Source organism: Micromonospora sp. WMMD998, assembly GCF_029581235.1.
Lineage (GTDB): Bacteria > Actinomycetota > Actinomycetes > Mycobacteriales > Micromonosporaceae > Micromonospora.
In genome coordinates this window covers 1,093,422-1,108,530 of sequence record NZ_CP120740.1, presented here as the reverse complement: position 1 = coordinate 1,108,530, position 15,109 = coordinate 1,093,422, and the positions used below count along the sequence as shown (strand labels likewise).

13 protein-coding genes are annotated in these 15,109 nt (G+C 72.2%); 10 read left to right on the top strand and 3 right to left on the bottom strand.

Going from position 1 to position 15,109, the window contains the following annotated elements; genetic code table 11:
• Positions 1-89: 89 nt before the first annotated feature.
• Positions 90-1,325 carry a benzoate/H(+) symporter BenE family transporter gene (locus O7619_RS05220; protein WP_282286035.1) on the bottom strand — a complete coding sequence of 412 codons (1,236 nt, stop codon included), beginning with the start codon at positions 1,323-1,325 and terminating at the stop codon, positions 90-92.
• A gap of 56 nt (positions 1,326-1,381) precedes the next feature.
• Here O7619_RS05220 and O7619_RS05215 point away from each other — a divergent pair, with 56 nt between their 5' ends.
• The 6 genes from O7619_RS05215 (at position 1,382) to O7619_RS05190 (ending at position 8,387) form a co-directional block, all read left to right on the top strand.
• Entirely contained in the window at positions 1,382-1,909 is a 528-nt protein-coding gene (locus O7619_RS05215) for an XRE family transcriptional regulator (protein WP_281585533.1), read from the top strand.
• A gap of 93 nt (positions 1,910-2,002) precedes the next feature.
• Positions 2,003-2,722: a protein phosphatase 2C domain-containing protein gene (locus O7619_RS05210; protein WP_282286034.1), complete on the top strand. Its 720-nt coding sequence runs from the start codon at positions 2,003-2,005 to the stop codon at positions 2,720-2,722.
• 52 nt (positions 2,723-2,774) lie between these two features.
• Positions 2,775-3,974 carry a GNAT family N-acetyltransferase gene (locus O7619_RS05205; RefSeq protein ID WP_282286033.1) on the top strand — a complete coding sequence of 400 codons (1,200 nt, stop codon included), beginning with the start codon at positions 2,775-2,777 and terminating at the stop codon, positions 3,972-3,974.
• Between the two features lie 39 nt (positions 3,975-4,013).
• Complete coding sequence (locus O7619_RS05200; RefSeq protein WP_282286032.1) at positions 4,014-4,763, top strand: ZIP family metal transporter; 750 nt, start codon at positions 4,014-4,016, stop codon at positions 4,761-4,763.
• A gap of 90 nt (positions 4,764-4,853) precedes the next feature.
• Positions 4,854-7,100 carry an FxSxx-COOH system tetratricopeptide repeat protein gene (gene fxsT / locus O7619_RS05195; protein WP_282286031.1) on the top strand — a complete coding sequence of 749 codons (2,247 nt, stop codon included), beginning with the start codon at positions 4,854-4,856 and terminating at the stop codon, positions 7,098-7,100.
• Between the two features lie 93 nt (positions 7,101-7,193).
• The gene (locus O7619_RS05190) at positions 7,194-8,387 is read left to right on the top strand and encodes a hypothetical protein (RefSeq protein ID WP_282286030.1); all 1,194 of its coding nucleotides are present in this window, start codon (positions 7,194-7,196) and stop codon (positions 8,385-8,387) included.
• 77 nt (positions 8,388-8,464) lie between these two features.
• Here O7619_RS05190 and O7619_RS05185 read toward each other — a convergent pair whose 3' ends face one another.
• Positions 8,465-9,547, bottom strand: a complete 1,083-nt coding sequence (locus O7619_RS05185; RefSeq protein WP_282286029.1) for an NAD-dependent epimerase/dehydratase family protein — start codon at positions 9,545-9,547, stop codon at positions 8,465-8,467.
• A gap of 354 nt (positions 9,548-9,901) precedes the next feature.
• Here O7619_RS05185 and O7619_RS05180 point away from each other — a divergent pair, with 354 nt between their 5' ends.
• Positions 9,902-12,913 (top strand): BTAD domain-containing putative transcriptional regulator, encoded by a 3,012-nt coding sequence (locus O7619_RS05180; protein WP_348774352.1) that lies wholly within the window; start codon positions 9,902-9,904, stop codon positions 12,911-12,913.
• A 102-nt stretch (positions 12,914-13,015) separates the two neighbouring features.
• Here the strand turns inward: O7619_RS05180 and O7619_RS05175 are convergent, their stop codons facing one another.
• Entirely contained in the window at positions 13,016-13,213 is a 198-nt protein-coding gene (locus O7619_RS05175; protein WP_282286026.1) for a hypothetical protein, read from the bottom strand.
• Between the two features lie 184 nt (positions 13,214-13,397).
• Between O7619_RS05175 and O7619_RS05170 the strand changes: the two genes are divergently transcribed.
• From O7619_RS05170 to O7619_RS05160, 3 genes are all read left to right on the top strand, one after another.
• The gene (locus tag O7619_RS05170) at positions 13,398-14,210 is read left to right on the top strand and encodes a hypothetical protein (protein ID WP_282286025.1); all 813 of its coding nucleotides are present in this window, start codon (positions 13,398-13,400) and stop codon (positions 14,208-14,210) included.
• A 120-nt stretch (positions 14,211-14,330) separates the two neighbouring features.
• Positions 14,331-14,582 carry a phosphopantetheine-binding protein gene (locus O7619_RS05165; protein WP_281585554.1) on the top strand — a complete coding sequence of 84 codons (252 nt, stop codon included), beginning with the start codon at positions 14,331-14,333 and terminating at the stop codon, positions 14,580-14,582.
• A gap of 72 nt (positions 14,583-14,654) precedes the next feature.
• Positions 14,655-15,026 carry an ectoine synthase gene (locus O7619_RS05160; RefSeq protein ID WP_282286023.1) on the top strand — a complete coding sequence of 124 codons (372 nt, stop codon included), beginning with the start codon at positions 14,655-14,657 and terminating at the stop codon, positions 15,024-15,026.
• Positions 15,027-15,109: the final 83 nt, after the last annotated feature.

Below are 15,109 nucleotides of genomic sequence, written 5' to 3'. Positions count from 1 at the left end.
GCCGGATGCACGAAGGGCCCGCCTGACAGCGGGCCCTAAGGCGGTTGCGGGAACCCTGACGGGCCTCCTGCGCATCCCAGATTAGCAGTTCACCGCACAGAACGGACGGGAAGCGAGGGCGCGGCATCCTCCTCGGCTCGCTCCGGGGGCGCTTCGGCCGGGGCGGTCGGGGCCGGGGCGGTCGGGCGGCGGAAGAGCAGGAGCATCAGCCAACCGGCGACCAGGCCCCAGAACGCGCCGCCGATGCCGAGCAGGGTGACCCCGGACGCGGTGACCACAAGCGTGACCACGGCGGCCTCCCGCGCGTCCGGCTGGGCGACCGCCGCCGTCACCGCGCCGGCCAGCGCCGCGATCAGGGCGAGCCCGGCCACCGCCTCGACGAGCACCGGCGGGGAGAGCAGTACCAGGGCGGTGGCCGCGCCGGCGCCGAGGCCGAGCAGGGCCAGGCCGATGCCGGCGGTGACCGAGGCGATCCAGCGTCGGTCCGGGTCGGGGTGGGCGTCCGGGCCGGCGGCGAGCGCGGCGGTGATCGCGGCCAGGTTCACCGCGTGCGCGCCGGCCGGCGCGCCGAGCACGGTGGCGAGGCCGGTGACCCGCAGCGCGGAGCCCAGCGGGGCCCGGTAGCCGTAGCCGGCGAGCACGGCGGTGCCGGGCACGTTCTGCGCGGCCATGGTGACCAGGAACAGTGGCAGCGCGAGCCCGACGATCGCAGGCAACGTCCAGGCCGGCGTGGTCAGGGCGATCACGGGTGCGGCGTCCAGCCGGGCCGGCCCGGTGGTGGTGAGCGCGATCGCCACCACGGCCACGGCGAGCGCGCCGGGCACCGCCCAGCGGCGGGCGAACCGGTGCAGCAGCACCCAGACGAGCACCACCGGCGCGGCCAGCCGGGGCACCTCCACCAGGGCGCGTACCGGTGCGGTGCAGAGCGGCAGCAGCACCCCGGCGAGCATGGCGGAGGCGAGCGGGGTGGGGATCGCGGCGACCGCGCGGCCGAGCGCGGGAATCAGCCCGGCGGCGACGATCAGCAGGCCGGCGAGCAGGAAGGCCCCGACCGCGGCGGGCCAGCCGCCGGGGACCGGTCCGGTGGCGACCAGCAGCGCCGCGCCGGGCGTGGACCAGGCGATGGCGAGCGGCATCCGGTGTCGCAGGCCGAGCCAGAGGGCGCAGGCGCCGCTGGCCACGCAGAGCGCGAGCAGGCCGGACGCGGCCTGGGCGGGGTCGGCGCCGACCGCGCGCAGCCCGGCCAGGACGACGGTGAACGAGCTGGCGAAGCCGACCAGGGCGGTCACCACGCCGGCCAGCACGGGTTGGAGTCGACCGGCCATGCCTCCCCCTCCGGTTGTTCCGTTTACGGAACGACGTCATGTAGCACGATAGCCCCATGGACGTCGGCCCACGCATCCGCGCCCTCCGGATGGAACGGGGGATCTCCCTCTCCGAGTTGGCCCGGCTGGCCGGCGTCGGGAAGGCCACGCTCTCCGGCCTGGAGAACGGCGTCCGCAACCCCACGCTGGAGACGCTGTACGCGATCACCGCGCAGCTCGGCGTGCCGCTCACCGCCGTGCTGTCCGATCCCGAACAGACGCCGACCGTACGCGGAACCGCGGTCGGCGCCACGCTGCTGGAGGTGTTCCACGACCGCGACGCGACCTACGAGCTGTACCGGATGCGGGTCAGCCCGGGGCCGACGCAGCTCTCCCCCGCCCACCAGGCCGGCGTCACCGAACACGTGACCGTCTTCTCCGGCGTGCTCCGCGCCGGCCCGGTGGACGCCCCGCTCACCGCCGGCCCGGGCGAATACCTGCGCTGGACCTCCGACGTGCCGCACGGCTACGCCGCCGTGGGCGACGAGCAGGTCCGCGCCAGCCTGCTCCTGCGCTACCCACGTCCGTCCGGTAAGGACAATTGACACATACCCGGGATGTAAGCGGATGACATTTCTTTCCCCCGACCCGGCAGCGTGTAGAGACGCGGAGCCGTTCTTCTTGGCAAGCTTGTCCCCATGACGCTCATCCTCCGCTCGGCCATCCTCAACGACGTCGGCCTCGTCCGGACCAACAACGAGGATTCCGCCCTCGCCGGTGACCGCCTGGTGGCGGTGGCCGACGGCATGGGCGGCCTCCCGGCCGGCGAGGTGGCCAGCGAGATCGTCATCCGGATCCTGGACGAGTTGACCCCGCCCACCGGCGCCGACGAGGCGGCCGACGCGCTGCGCGCCGTGGTCAGCACCGCCAACCAGCGCATCCGTGCGGCCATCACGGTGGACCCCACCCGCGACGGCATGGGCACGACGCTTACCGCCGCCCTGCTGGCCAACGACACCCTGGTCCTCGCCCAGGTCGGCGACTCCCGCTGCTATCTGCTGCGCGACCACGAGCTGACCCAGCTCACCCGGGACGACACGTTCGTGCAGGCGCTCGTCGACCAGGGTGCGCTCTCCCGCGACCAGGCCCGGCACCACCCGCAGCGCTCCCTGGTGACCCGCGCGGTGCAGGGCTCCGACGCACCGCCCGCGGTCGGGGCGCTCACCGTCTTCCCCGGCGACCGGCTGCTGCTGTGCAGCGACGGCCTCTCCGACTACGTGGAGGACGCCGCCATCGCCGGGGCGCTCGCCACCTACGGCGACCGACAGCAGTGCGGCGAGCAACTGGTGAAGCTGGCCCACCAGGCCGGCGCGCCGGACAACGTCACCGTGGTCATCTCCGACGTCACCGAAGCCTGATCCCGGTCCCATTCGGGTTGCGACCCCCGCCCGGGCGCGTTGGGATGAACGGATGCACATTCGCCGGCTGGCCGCCGAGGACCGCCTGACCACCAGCTTCCCGCTGCAGGCGTACGCATTCGAGGCCACGCCGCTGACGGCGTCCCGGACCGACGAGTTTCGGGCCTACCTGCCGTACAACGCGGGGAACACGACGCTCGTGGTCGAGGAGGACGGCGTCACCACGGCGGCCGTGTCGGCGATCCCGATGCGGCAGAACCTGCGCGGCGCGGTGCTGCCGATGGCCGGCGTCGCCGGGGTGGCCACCCATCCGCTGGCCCGCCGGCGCGGGCACGTCCGGACGCTGATGCACCAGGTCCTCGACCGGATGCGCGACGAGGGGCACCAGCTCAGCGCGCTGCACCCGTTCCGCGCCTCGTTCTACGAGCGCTTCGGCTACGCCGGGCTGCCCCGGCGGCGTACCGCCGTGTTCACCCCCGCGGACCTGGCGCCGCTGCTGCGCGCCGAGTTGCCCGACGAGTTGGTCTGGGAGCGGATCGGCGCGGGCTATCCACGGTGGCGCGCCTACACCGACAGGTGCCTGCGCGAGCGGCACGGCTTCGCGGTCTTCCCCGACTTCCGCGCCGTCGGGCTGCGTGAGCGGGACGACCGCTGGCTGCTCAGCGTGGTACGCGGCGGCGAGACGGTCGGCGCGGTCACCTACCGGATCGACGACCACGCCGGCACGCTGATCGCCGACGACCTGCTCTTCGACGACCCGTACGCCCGGGCCTCGCTGTTGCAGTTCTTCGCCCGGCACGTCGACCAGGTGGCCCGGGTCAGCGTCCAGTTGCCGCCTGGCGAGCTGCCCGAGCTGTGGCTCACCGACCTGGACGTGCACGTGGAGGCCCGGGTGTCCCGGCCCGACCCGACCGCGCCGATGGCCCGGCTGCTCAGCCTGGAGGCGCTCGCCGACCAGCCGGTCGGGGTGGGCCGGGTGCTCGTCGAACTGGTCGGCGACCGCTGGCTCGCCGGCCGGCACCTGCTCGACGGCACCACCGGCAAGCTGGCGGTGGTGCCGGCCGATGCCGCCGCCGAGGGTGGCGTGCCGTGCGCGCGGCTCACCGCCGCCGGGCTGTCCGCCCTGGCGTACGGGGTGCTCGACCCGGCCGAGGTGGCCGTGCGCGGCCTGGGCGAGGTGCCGGTCGAGGCGGCCACCGAGCTGCGCCGGGTCTTCCCCCGCGAGCTGCCCTACCTGTTCGCCGACTTCTGATCGGGTTGGCGGCGCCGGGCCGGGGGTAGGGTCCTGCGCGTGCCGGAGTGGTTGGAAGCGGGATTCTGGGGGCTGCTCGCCGGGTCCGCCCTGTTGATCGGGGCGGCCGTCGGGTTCTTCGTGCGCGTGCCGCGCCGGACGACCGCCTCGGTGATGGCGTTCGGGGCCGGCGTGCTGCTCTCCGCCGTCTCGTTCGAGCTGATCGACGAGGCGCACGAGCAGGGTGGTCTGCTGCCGGTGGCGATCGGCGCGGCGGCCGGCGCGCTCGCGTACACCGGGGCGAACGTGCTGCTGGCCCGGCACGGCGCCCGACACCGCAAGCGCTCCGGCGACGAGCAGCCCTCCGAGCAGGAGCAACCCGGCTCGGGCAACGCGATCGCGGTCGGCGCGCTGCTCGACGGCGTACCGGAATCGGTGGTGATCGGCGCGAGCCTGCTGGCCGGCGGGCCGGTCAGCTTCGTCACCGTGATCGCGGTCTTCCTCAGCAACGTGCCGGAGGGGCTGTCCAGCGCCGCCGGCATGCGCCAGGCCGGGCGGACCCGGCGGTACGTCTTCGGGCTGTGGACGGCCATCGCGTTGATCTCCGGTGCCGCGTCGCTGGCCGGGTACACGCTGCTCGGCGGCGCCCCGCCGGAGGTGCTGGCCACCATCACCGCGCTGGCCGCCGGCGCGATCCTGGCGATGATCACCGACACCATGGTCCCGGAGGCGTTCGAGGACGCACACCTGCTGGTCGGTCTGATCACCGTGCTCGGCTTCCTGGTCGCGTTCGCCCTGTCCCATACCTGACCAATGGGCGGTGTTGGCCGGACGGATGATCGCGTTCGGTGACCGAGGTGGGGCACGCTGTCGACCGTGGCGGAGGCGAAGACTGCTCGGATGGATGTGTTCGTCAGCTACGCGGGCCCGGACCGGCCGTGGGCGGAGTGGGCGGCGCGGCAGTTGGAGACCGCCGGCTACACGGTCGAACTGGATGTGTGGGACTGGGCGACCGGCGCCAACTTCGTCCTGCGCATCAACGACGCGCTGGCCCGGGCCGACCGGGTACTGGCCCTGTTCTCCGTGGCCTACTTCGAGCGGGAGCGGTTCACGACCGACGAGTGGACGGCGGTGCTGGCCGAGCGTCCGGACGGGACCGAGCGACGCCGGCTGATCCCGGTGCGGGTGCAGGAGGTCAAGCCCCCGCCGATCCTCCGGTCACTGATCTACCGGGACCTGTTCGACCTGGCCGAACCGCAGGCCCGCGCCGCGCTGCTGGCCGCCGTCGGCGGTCCGGTGCGGCCGGCGACGGTGCCGTTTCCCGGCGATGCGGTGACGGCGGGCACGACCCGCGTGCCGGGCAGCTACCCGGCGGTGTGGAACGCTCCCCGCCGCAACCAGGCGTTCACCGGACGGCAGGGGCTGCTGGCCGCGTTGCGGGCCCGGCTGACCGACGGGGACCGGGCGGTGGTGCAGGCGCTGGCCGGCCTCGGCGGGGTGGGCAAGACGCAGTTGGCCATCGAGTACGCCCACCTCTTCGTCGGCGACTACGACCTGGTCTGGTGGATCGACGCCGAGCGGCCGGAACTGATCGGTGAACAGGTCGCCGCCCTGGCCGTGACCGCCGGCTGGGTGGAACAGGGCACCACCATCGCGGTGGCCCGGGACACCGCGTGGCGGCGGCTCCGGGCCGTCCACGGCTGGCTGCTGATCTTCGACAACGCGACGGACGGCGCGGACCTGGCACCCTGGCTGCCGCCGGAGACCGGGCATGTGATCGTGACCTCGCGCAGCAGCGCGTTCGCCGGGGTGGCCACGCCGGTGGAGGTCGACGTGTTCTCCCGGGCCGAATCGGTCGACATGTTGCGCCAGCATCTGCCCACCGTCGCCGACACCGACGCCGACCGGCTCGCCGCGCAACTCGGCGACCTGCCGCTGGCGCTCGCGCAGGCCACCGGCCTGATGGCGGAAACCCGCATGGGTGTGGCCGACTATCTGACCGAACTGGCCGAGCACACCGCCCAACTCCTGCGGATGGGCGCCGTGGTCGGCTATCCGGCGCCGCTGGCCGCCGCGATCGAGGTGTCACTGACCCAGTTGACCGCCAACGACGACACCGCGGGCGTGCAACTCCTCCACATGTGCGCCCATCTCGCCCCGGAGCCGATCCCGCTGCGCTGGTTCGCCGACGCTCCGGACGGCGTCCTGCCCGAGCCGCTGGCCACGGTGGCCGGTGCCCGATTGGCGTTCCGCAACACGCTGGCCCGGCTGGCGCGGCTCGGCCTGGTCCGCCTGGACGAGCACACCGTTCAACTGCACCGGCTCACCCAGGCCGTGCTACGGGACCTGGCCACCCCGGCCGAACGGCAGGACCACCGGCAGCGGTCCGAGCGGCTCGTCGCCGCCGGCGAACCCGACAACGACGGCACCGACCCGCTCTCCTGGCCGGCCTGGGCGGAGCTGCTGCCGCACCTGCTCACGCTCGACCCCGCGACCGCCGGCCCGGATCTCCGCGACACCGCCTGCAACGCGGCGTGGTACCTCCTCATGCACGGCGACTACCACACCGGACTGCCGCTCGCGGAGCGCTGGCACCGACAGTGGCGGTCGCGCCTGCATCCCGACGACGAACACGTCCTGTGGATGGCCAGCCAGGTCGCCACGGCCTACCGATTCACGGGCCGGTACAAGCAGGCCCGCCACCTGCACGAGGACATCCACGAAGGGTCCCGCCGCACCCGCGGCGACGATCATCCCAACACGCTGAGCTCCGCCAACAACCTCGCCGGCAACCTGGCCGAGCTGGGCGAGCACGAGCGAGCCCGCCAACTGCACGAGGACACCCTCGAACGTCGCCGCCGAATCCTCGGCGACGACCACCCCGACACCCTGACCTCTGCCAGCAACCTCGCGAGCAGCCTGGCCGACCTGGGCGAGTACGAGGAGGCCCGCCAACTCCACGAGGACACCCTCGAACGTCGCCGCCGAATCCTCGGCGACGACCACCCCCACACGCTGAGCAGCGCCAACAACCTCGCCAACAGCCTGGCCCGCCTGGGCGAACACGAGCAGGCCCGCCAACTACGGGAAGACCTCGTCGACCGCCGGCGAGCCCGCGCCGACAACCACCCCGACACCGCCGGATGACCGACAGCCATTCCGGCGCCTGTGCTTTAGCGGCGGGTTAAGGATCGCCGCCCGGAGTCGTCCCCGGACCGGTCGTCCTCCTAGCATCGGGCGGTGCGCCTGAAATCCGCCCTCCCCCTGCTCGCCCTCGCTCTGGCCACCGCCACGTTGCCCGCGTGCGGCGGCGGCACCGACCCGGCCGACCCGCCCGCCCCGGTCGCCGCCACCGGCACGCCGTCCGCCCCGGCCGTCGACGCGCCGGCCACCTCGCCGAGCGCCCGCGCCGGTCTGGGCAGCGCCAGGCCGAGTCCCAGCGCCGCCAAGGCAACGCTGCTGCGCGCCGGCAACCCGGACGGGAAGGCCACGGTGCCGGCCGAGGCGCGGGCGGTGGACACGTCACACCCGACCCGTACCGTCGGCACCGGCACCCCGGCGAGCTGCACCTCGGCGGCGGTGGTGAAGGCGGTGGCGGCGGGCGGCATCATCACGTTCGACTGCGGTCCGGCACCGGTGACCATCACCATGACGGCCACCGCGAAGGTAGTGAACGCGCACGGCCCGCGCATCGTGCTCGACGGCGGCGGCAAGGTCACGCTCAGCGGCGGTGGCAGCCGGCGGATCCTCTACATGAACACCTGCGACCAGGCCCAGGGCTGGACCACCTCGCACTGCCAGAACCAGGAGTTCCCGCAGCTCACCGTGCAGAACCTGACGTTCACCGGCGGCAACTCGACGGGTGAGAAGACCGAGGGCGGCGGGGGTGGCGCGATCTTCGTCCGCGGTGGGCGGGTGAAGGTGGTCAACTCGCGGTTCGTCGACAACCGCTGCGACCGCACCGGCCCGGACCTCGGGGGCGCGGCGCTGCGGGTGCTCAGCCAGTTCGACAACAAGCCGGTGTACGTGGTGGGCAGCACGTTCACCGGCGGGGTGTGCGCCAACGGCGCGGCGCTGAGCAGCATCGGCGTCTCGTGGACGGTGTTGAACAGCGTCTTCCGCGACAACCGGGCGGTCGGCACCGGCGCGAACCCGGCCCGGGGCGGCACGCCCGGCGGCGGCAGCGGCGGCGCGATCTACTGCGACGGCAACGAGTTCACGGTGAAGCTCGCCGGCACCGTCGTCGAGAACAACAGCGCCAACGAGGGCGGCGGGGCTGTCTTCTTCGTCAGCAACAACCGCACCGGCACCATGTCGATCACCAGTTCGACCCTGCGGCGGAACCCGAGCAAGGGCTTCGAGACGAAGGGGTTCCCGGGGATCTTCTTTCTCGGTGCGCGCCCACCGTCGGTCAGCTCCTCCCACCTCTCGTGAGACCGAAGGCGGGGGCCCTTCTTAACGCCTCCGGTAGAGAAGGGGCCCCCTCTCACACCCTCGATGGGGAGTGTGGATCAGTAGGGGTTGGGGTGGCCGGGGAGGCGGCCCCGGGGGAGGGCGGCCGGGCGACCGGGGAGGGTGGGATCCGTGGACAGAGGCGGGGACTTCGTGCCCGCTCTGGTGGACATGCCGGCGATGAGGTCCTTCAGGGCGGTTGCCGTGTCGACCCCGGGGGTCCAGCCCAGATCCGTCTCGGCCCGGGCGCTGGACATCAGGGGGACGTTCAACGCCAGGTCGAACCAGCCGACGTCCACCGGTTGCAGGCGCGCCCGCCAGGTCACCGCCGCCGCGGCACGCAGCACCGGCACCGCCACCGGCACGGTCCAGCCGTGGAAGTGCCGCGCCACCAACTGCGGCGTGAGCACCGGGTCGGTCGCCACGTTGAACGCGCCGCGCGCGTCCCCCACGACCGCCCGGGCGTACGCGTCCGCCACGTCGTCGGCGTGCACCGCCTGCATCCGCAGCCGCCGGTGCGACGGCACCAGCGGGATCCGGCCGTAGCGCAGCAGCCGCACCGGCGCCAGCGGGCCGAGGAAGTAGCGGCTGATCTCCGTACCGGCCTCGCGCTGGAAGATCAGCCCCGGCCGCAGCCGGACCACCCGCAACTCCGGGTGCTCCCGCTGTACACCGTCCAGCAGCGCCTCCACCTCCGCCTTGTCCCGGCTGTACGAGGAGGTCGGCACTCCGGTCGCCGGCCAGTCCTCGCTGACCGGGTGGTCCTTCGGGCCGGGCGCGTAGGTGCCGACCGACGAGGCGTACACCAGGGCGGGAACGCCGGCCCGGACGGTGGCCTCGATGACCGCGCGGCTGCCGCCGACGTTGGTCCGGTAGAGCGTGCGCCGGTCGTGGCTGGGCTGGATCTGCCAGGCCAGGTGCACCACCGCCCGCGCCCCGGCGAAGATCCGCACCAGTTCGTCGGCCGCGCCGGGCGCGCCGATGTCGCAGGAGTGCCACCGCACGTCGTCGTACGGCTCACCGGCGTCCGGCCCGGGCAGCCGGCGGGCCACCCCGACCAGTTCCGCCCCCGGCTCCTGCCGCAGCCGGCGGAGTACGGCGGTCCCCACGTTGCCGGTGGCCCCCACGATCACTATGCGCATACTCGGTGCGGTACCCGCTGAACCGGACGACAACCGCTCGGGGACGGGCGGCCCTCAGGTGGCGGACGACGCCGGGCCGACGCGCGCCCGGAATCCGAGGGCCCAAAATTCATCACGTGAATCCGGTTACGTCGATGCGAATTGTTGCTTTCATCCGCGCGGCGGCCTCCCGCAATTACCGACGAACATCAGCGGCAGACCCGCTATCGTCAATCCGGCGCCTGAACTGTGCACCGAAGCCAGTTCTTCTTGAAATGTAAGACAGTTGAGGCATTTGCACCGATTGATGCGAGAAGGGCTACCGCAGCGTATTGTAGGCTACTGATCACGGAGCGCAAGCGGGGGAGATGCTGGATGAGCCTACGACTACTCGGTCCGATAGAGATGATCGATGGTGAACGATCGATGAACCTGGGCGGAACACGCCAGCGGATCGTCCTGGCGATGTTGGGCCTCAACAACAGTCGCGTGGTTCCCATGGATCAGCTCATCGACGCGGTGTGGGGTGAGGACCCGCCGAGCACCGCCCGGGGCCAGATCCAGATCTGCATCTCCGCCCTCCGCCGCCTCTTCGACGCCATCTCCCGGCCCGGCGCGATCAGCACACGCCCGCCCGGCTACCTGCTCCAACTGGACAACGCGGACGTGGACGTGTTCCGGTTCACCGCGCTGGTTCGCGACGCGCGGCGACAGGCGGACGCGGGCGCCAAGGCCGACGCCTGCGCCACACTGCGTACCGCGCTCGCGCTCTGGCGTGGTGACGCCCTCGCCGACATACCGAGCGCGACGCTCCAACGGGCCGCCACCGTGCTGGCCGACCAGCGGATCGCGGCGATCGAGGAACGCATCCAACTCGATCTCGAACTCGGCGGGCACCAGAAGGTCGTCAACGAGTTGCAGATCCTGGTCGGGGAGCACCCGCACCGTGAGCGCCTGCACTGTGCGCTCATGCTCGCGCTCTACCGCAACGGGCGACAGGTCGACGCGCTCAAGGCAGCCCGAGCGGCGAGGCAGGTGCTCAGCGACGAACTCGGTCTCGATCCCAGCGAGGAGTTCCAACGCCTGGAACGGGCCATCCTGCAACGCGACCAACTGCTCGGCCCCGCCGACGAGCGATCGGTGCCGCCGGTGGCGCCGTCGCCGTCGAGGCCGGCCCCCGCGTCACCGCGAAACACGATGACGGTGCTGCCTCGCCAACTGCCCGCCAGCATCAGCGACTTCGTCGGCCGGGACGCGGAACTCGATCGGATTCGCGGTCTGTTGAGCCGCGAGCCGGACGGCGTCCGCGACTCACGGGGCATGCCCATCGTGGTGATCTCCGGAAAGGACGGCGTGGGCAAGTCCAGCCTCGCCATCCGCAGCGCCCATGAACTCAGCGACCACTATCCCGACGGCCAACTCTATGCCGACCTGCGGTCCCGGGACCGGCAGGACCACACGGCCGAACTCCTGGCCCGGTTCCTGCGCGCACTCGGCGCCACCGGCTCGGCGATCCCGGAGGACGTCGAGGAACGGGGTGAGCTCTACCGGAGCATGCTCTCCGGCAAACGGCTGTTACTGGTCCTCGACGGCCTGCCGTCGGATCTTCAGGTGCTCCCACTCCTGCCGGGAAGCTCGTCCTGTGCCGTGTTGATCACCAGCCGGGTACGCCTCACCGGCCTGCCCGGCGCCCGGCAGGTCGACCTCGACGTGTTCGACTTCGCCGAGTCGGTCGAGATGTTGACCGCGATGATCGGGCCGAAGAGGATCGCCGCCGAGCGGAGGCACGCCTCGGAGCTGGCCGAGCTCTGCGGTGGCCTGCCGCTCGCACTGCGGATCGCCGGCGCGCGGCTGGCCTCACGCCCGCACTGGCGTCTCAGTGGGCTGGTCCTCCGGCTACAGGACGAGGCGAACCGACTGGACGAGTTCACCCACCACGGGCTCGAGCTGCGCTCCAACATCGAGTTGGCCTACCGGGCGCTCGACGCCGCGAGCCAGCGGCTGTTCCGGCTCTGCGCGGTGATGCAGGCCCCCGACTTCCCGAGCTGGACGGCGGCAGCGCTGCTGGACACCAGCCCCTTCAAGGCCGAGGACATCCTGGAAAGCCTGGTGGACGCCCAACTCGTCGACATCGTCCAATATCCCGACGCGGCGCCCCGCTATCGACTGCACGACCTGATCCGGGTCTTCGCGGCCGAGAAGTTGACCGGGACGGAGACCGGAACGGAGCGTACGGCGGCGTTGACCCGGGTGTTGGGCGGCTGGTTGGCCCTCGCCGAGCAGGCACACCGCAGCGACTACGGGGGCAACTACACGACCCTGCACGGCACGGCGGACCGGTGGAGTCTCGACCCCGCCCAGGCCGCCACGCACATCGGTGACCCGGCCGACTGGTGGGAGACGGAGCGGCGGGCACTTGTCGCCGCCGTCCAGCAGTCCGCCGAAGCCGGTCTGGACGAACTCTGCTGGGATCTGGCGTTGGGCGCGGTCAGTCTGTTCGAGTCCAAGGGTTACTTCGACGACTGGCGGGAGTGCGCCACCACGGCCTACGCCTGCGCCGAACTGGCCGACAACCGCATCGGCATGGCGGCCATGCGCTACTCGCTCGGCACGCTGCACATGTTCCAGGCCCGTCTCGCCGAGGCGGACGGATGTTTCACCACCGCGCTGGAGATCTTCACGGAGGAGGGGATGGAGCACGGCGCCGGCCTGGTGCTGCGCAACGCCGCGTACGTGGACGGCCTGCGCGGTGACACCGCGGCGATGCTCGACAAGTACGCCCGCTCGTTGGAGATCATGCGACGGGTCGGCGACCGCGTGGGCGAGGCGCACATCATGCGCAGCCTGGCGCGCCACCGGATCGATGCCGGCGACCACGAGGGGGCGCTCGACCTGCTCGGCCAGGCTCTGGACATCTGCCGGGAGACCGGCTGCCTGCGGGTGGAGGCACAGGTGCTGTACCGGTTCGCCGAGGTGTACCTCGCCACCGACCAGATCGCCCTGTCGCGGCGGGCGCTCTACCAGGCCCTCCGCATCGTCCGGGACCTCGGCGACCGGATCGGCGAGACCCACGCCCTCTACGGCCTGGGCATGCTCCGGTACCAGGAGGGGCGACCGGACAACGCCGCGAAGATCCTGACCCACACCCTGAACCGGTCCCGGCGCCTCGGGGAGCGGCTGGTCGAGGCGAAGTCGCAGTACTTCCTGGGGAAGATCGCCCTCGCCACCGGTCGTGCCCCGGTCGGCGTGGAGCATCTCCGCACGGCGTGCGACCTGTTCCAGCAGCTCGGCTCGACCATGTGGTACGACCGGGCCGCCTCGTTGCTGGCCCAGGCGGAGGAGTCGGGCTCCCGCGGGACCCGCCCGATGGTCCCGGCGGGAAGCTGAGTCCGGGCCGGCCCTCCCCCCGGCCCCGCACCACCGAAACGCCACCGGTCCCGGCGGCACCCCCTCCGGGGTGCCGCCGGGACCGGTGGCGTCAGGCGTGGTTCACCAGTGCGTGTCCTCCACGCAGACGCCGAGTTCGGGGCTCCAGTGCGTGTCCATGGGGCAGTCCCCGCCGGCGGTCGGCACTCCGGACATCGACACGTCTGCGCTCACCGTTGCGACGCCGAGGGCCAACGCGAGAGCGGCGACGGCGAGAACGGACCTGAGGACGGTGGGAACGAACGTGCGGGTGATGAGCATCTCGGTTTCCTCCCGGTGCGGCGCTGGCTGCGTTCTGCTCACACCAGACCGGCCGGCGCTATCGCCTCGGCCTCCGATCGCTGTTCGTCATCGGGCGTCGACCGATAGTCGTCGGAAAGCCGTCCGATAGGACCGGCTCCCACGGTGGGACTCGCAAACGAGACGACCACCGGAGGGACATCCGATGGAGAGCCTGATTCCCGGCCCGTGCGCCGGCCGCATACGAGGCGCCGACGTGCGGGACCCGGTCGACGTGCTGACCGAGCGGCTGATGACCAGCGGGTCCCTCCTCCCGGCCGACCACCGGGACGCGGTCGGGTGCGAGCCCTCGCCCGGATACTGGTCGGCGCTGCTGGCCGCCCTGGCCGCCCGGTACCTGCTGGACTCCGAGGTGATCACGGCGGCGGTCATCGGACCGAGGCTCACCGTCCAGACGCACACCCTGGTCCTCGCCCGGCACGTCCCGCCCATCAGTCACGTCGCGGTGTGCCTGACCGACGCGCCGCCGCCGGAGGTCACCGACGCCGATCCCACCCACGGCGCGGTCCCGTTCCGGTCGCTCATCGACCCGTGGGTGATCGACGAACTGGAGTTGGCCGGCATCGTGGTGGTCCGGGCCACCACGCCCGGGCGGTCCGCGTTCGGGGCGAACCTCGTGGTCGTCACCGGCCCGGCCGATGGCGGCGCGCTTCCCCTCGGCGACGGAGAGGTGCGCCTGGCCCGAGGCGCGTTGCTCGTCAACGCTTCGGGCCGGGACCTGCCACCGCAACTGGCCGGGCAGGTCGGGCCGGTCTTCGTCGACGACATGTCCCTGCTGGCGCGGGCCGCCGAGCACGGTCTCACCCGGCCGGCGCGACCACGCGGCGGCCATCGGCCCAGCTACCGGCTGGTGGGAGACCTGCGTGAGGTGGTCCTCGCCGAACACGTCGGGCGCACCGACCCGGAGCAGGTCCTGCTCGTCGAGCTGTTGAGCAACGCCGTGCCGGGACTCTGCTGACCCCCGTACCCCCTGCCGCTCCTCAACCCCGGGCGGCCAGGACCGGTCACCCCGCGGTGACCACCCACAACCCACCCCGCCGTCCCGGCTCCCGCCGGCGGCACCGACGAAAGGAACGCCATGTCCTACGAGGCCGAGATCCGGGACTTCATCGTCACCGGCTTCGCCCCCGACATCCCCGCGGGGCTGCTCGGGGACGACGTGGATCTGCTGGACACCGGGATCGTCAACAGCCTGGGGCTGCTACGCCTCATCGCCTGGGTCGGGGACCGATACGGCATCCCCGTCGAGGAGTTGGACATCTCGCCCACCCAGTTCAGTTCGGTCGCCTCCATCGCCGCCTTCGTCCAGAACGCGCACAGCCCGGTCTGAAAGCCCGTCGGCACCTGCCTCCGCGGGTGCCGTTGCGACGCAGAGAGCAACGAATCCAGGAAGGGAACCGAAATGATCGTCAAGACCAGGTCCGCCGTTCCGGCCGTCGACTGGGGCAACGGCACGAGCTTCCGGCTGCTCGTGGCAAGGGACAACATGGGCTTCGCCGTCGCCCACACGGTGGTCACGGCCGGCTCGAAGTCGCCGTTGCAGTACCGCAACCACCTTGAGGCCTGCTACTGCATCTCCGGCCGCGGCCAGGTGATCTCCGACGGTGTCACCTACGACATCGAGCCCGGCGTCATCTACGCCCTCGACCAGCACGACGAGCACTTCCTCATCGCCGATCCCGAGCAGGACATGGAATTGATCAGCGTGTTCAACCCGCCGCTGCGCGGCGACGAACGGCACAACCTCGATGCGGACGGCTTCTCCGAGTACTAGCCGGCGCGCCTCCGGGACCGGTCGGTCCCGGAGGCGCCGCCATCCGTCCGCCCCCTCAACAACACGAGTCACAGAGGAGCAAC

Bases quoted from the DNA above. Each gene is read 5' to 3' on its own strand.
- fxsT (WP_282286031.1), top strand. From the start codon at position 4,854: ATGGATGTGTTCGTCAGCTACGCGGGCCCGGACCGGCCGTGGGCGGAG.
- O7619_RS05220 (WP_282286035.1), bottom strand. From the start codon at position 1,325: ATGGCCGGTCGACTCCAACCCGTGCTGGCCGGCGTGGTGACCGCCCTG.
- O7619_RS05160 (WP_282286023.1), top strand. From the start codon at position 14,655: ATGATCGTCAAGACCAGGTCCGCCGTTCCGGCCGTCGACTGGGGCAAC.
- O7619_RS05205 (WP_282286033.1), top strand. From the start codon at position 2,775: ATGCACATTCGCCGGCTGGCCGCCGAGGACCGCCTGACCACCAGCTTC.
- O7619_RS05185 (WP_282286029.1), bottom strand. From the start codon at position 9,547: ATGCGCATAGTGATCGTGGGGGCCACCGGCAACGTGGGGACCGCCGTA.
- O7619_RS05215 (WP_281585533.1), top strand. From the start codon at position 1,382: ATGGACGTCGGCCCACGCATCCGCGCCCTCCGGATGGAACGGGGGATC.
- O7619_RS05180 (WP_348774352.1), top strand. From the start codon at position 9,902: ATGAGCCTACGACTACTCGGTCCGATAGAGATGATCGATGGTGAACGA.
- O7619_RS05165 (WP_281585554.1), top strand. From the start codon at position 14,331: ATGTCCTACGAGGCCGAGATCCGGGACTTCATCGTCACCGGCTTCGCC.
- O7619_RS05210 (WP_282286034.1), top strand. From the start codon at position 2,003: ATGACGCTCATCCTCCGCTCGGCCATCCTCAACGACGTCGGCCTCGTC.
- O7619_RS05170 (WP_282286025.1), top strand. From the start codon at position 13,398: ATGGAGAGCCTGATTCCCGGCCCGTGCGCCGGCCGCATACGAGGCGCC.
- O7619_RS05175 (WP_282286026.1), bottom strand. From the start codon at position 13,213: ATGCTCATCACCCGCACGTTCGTTCCCACCGTCCTCAGGTCCGTTCTC.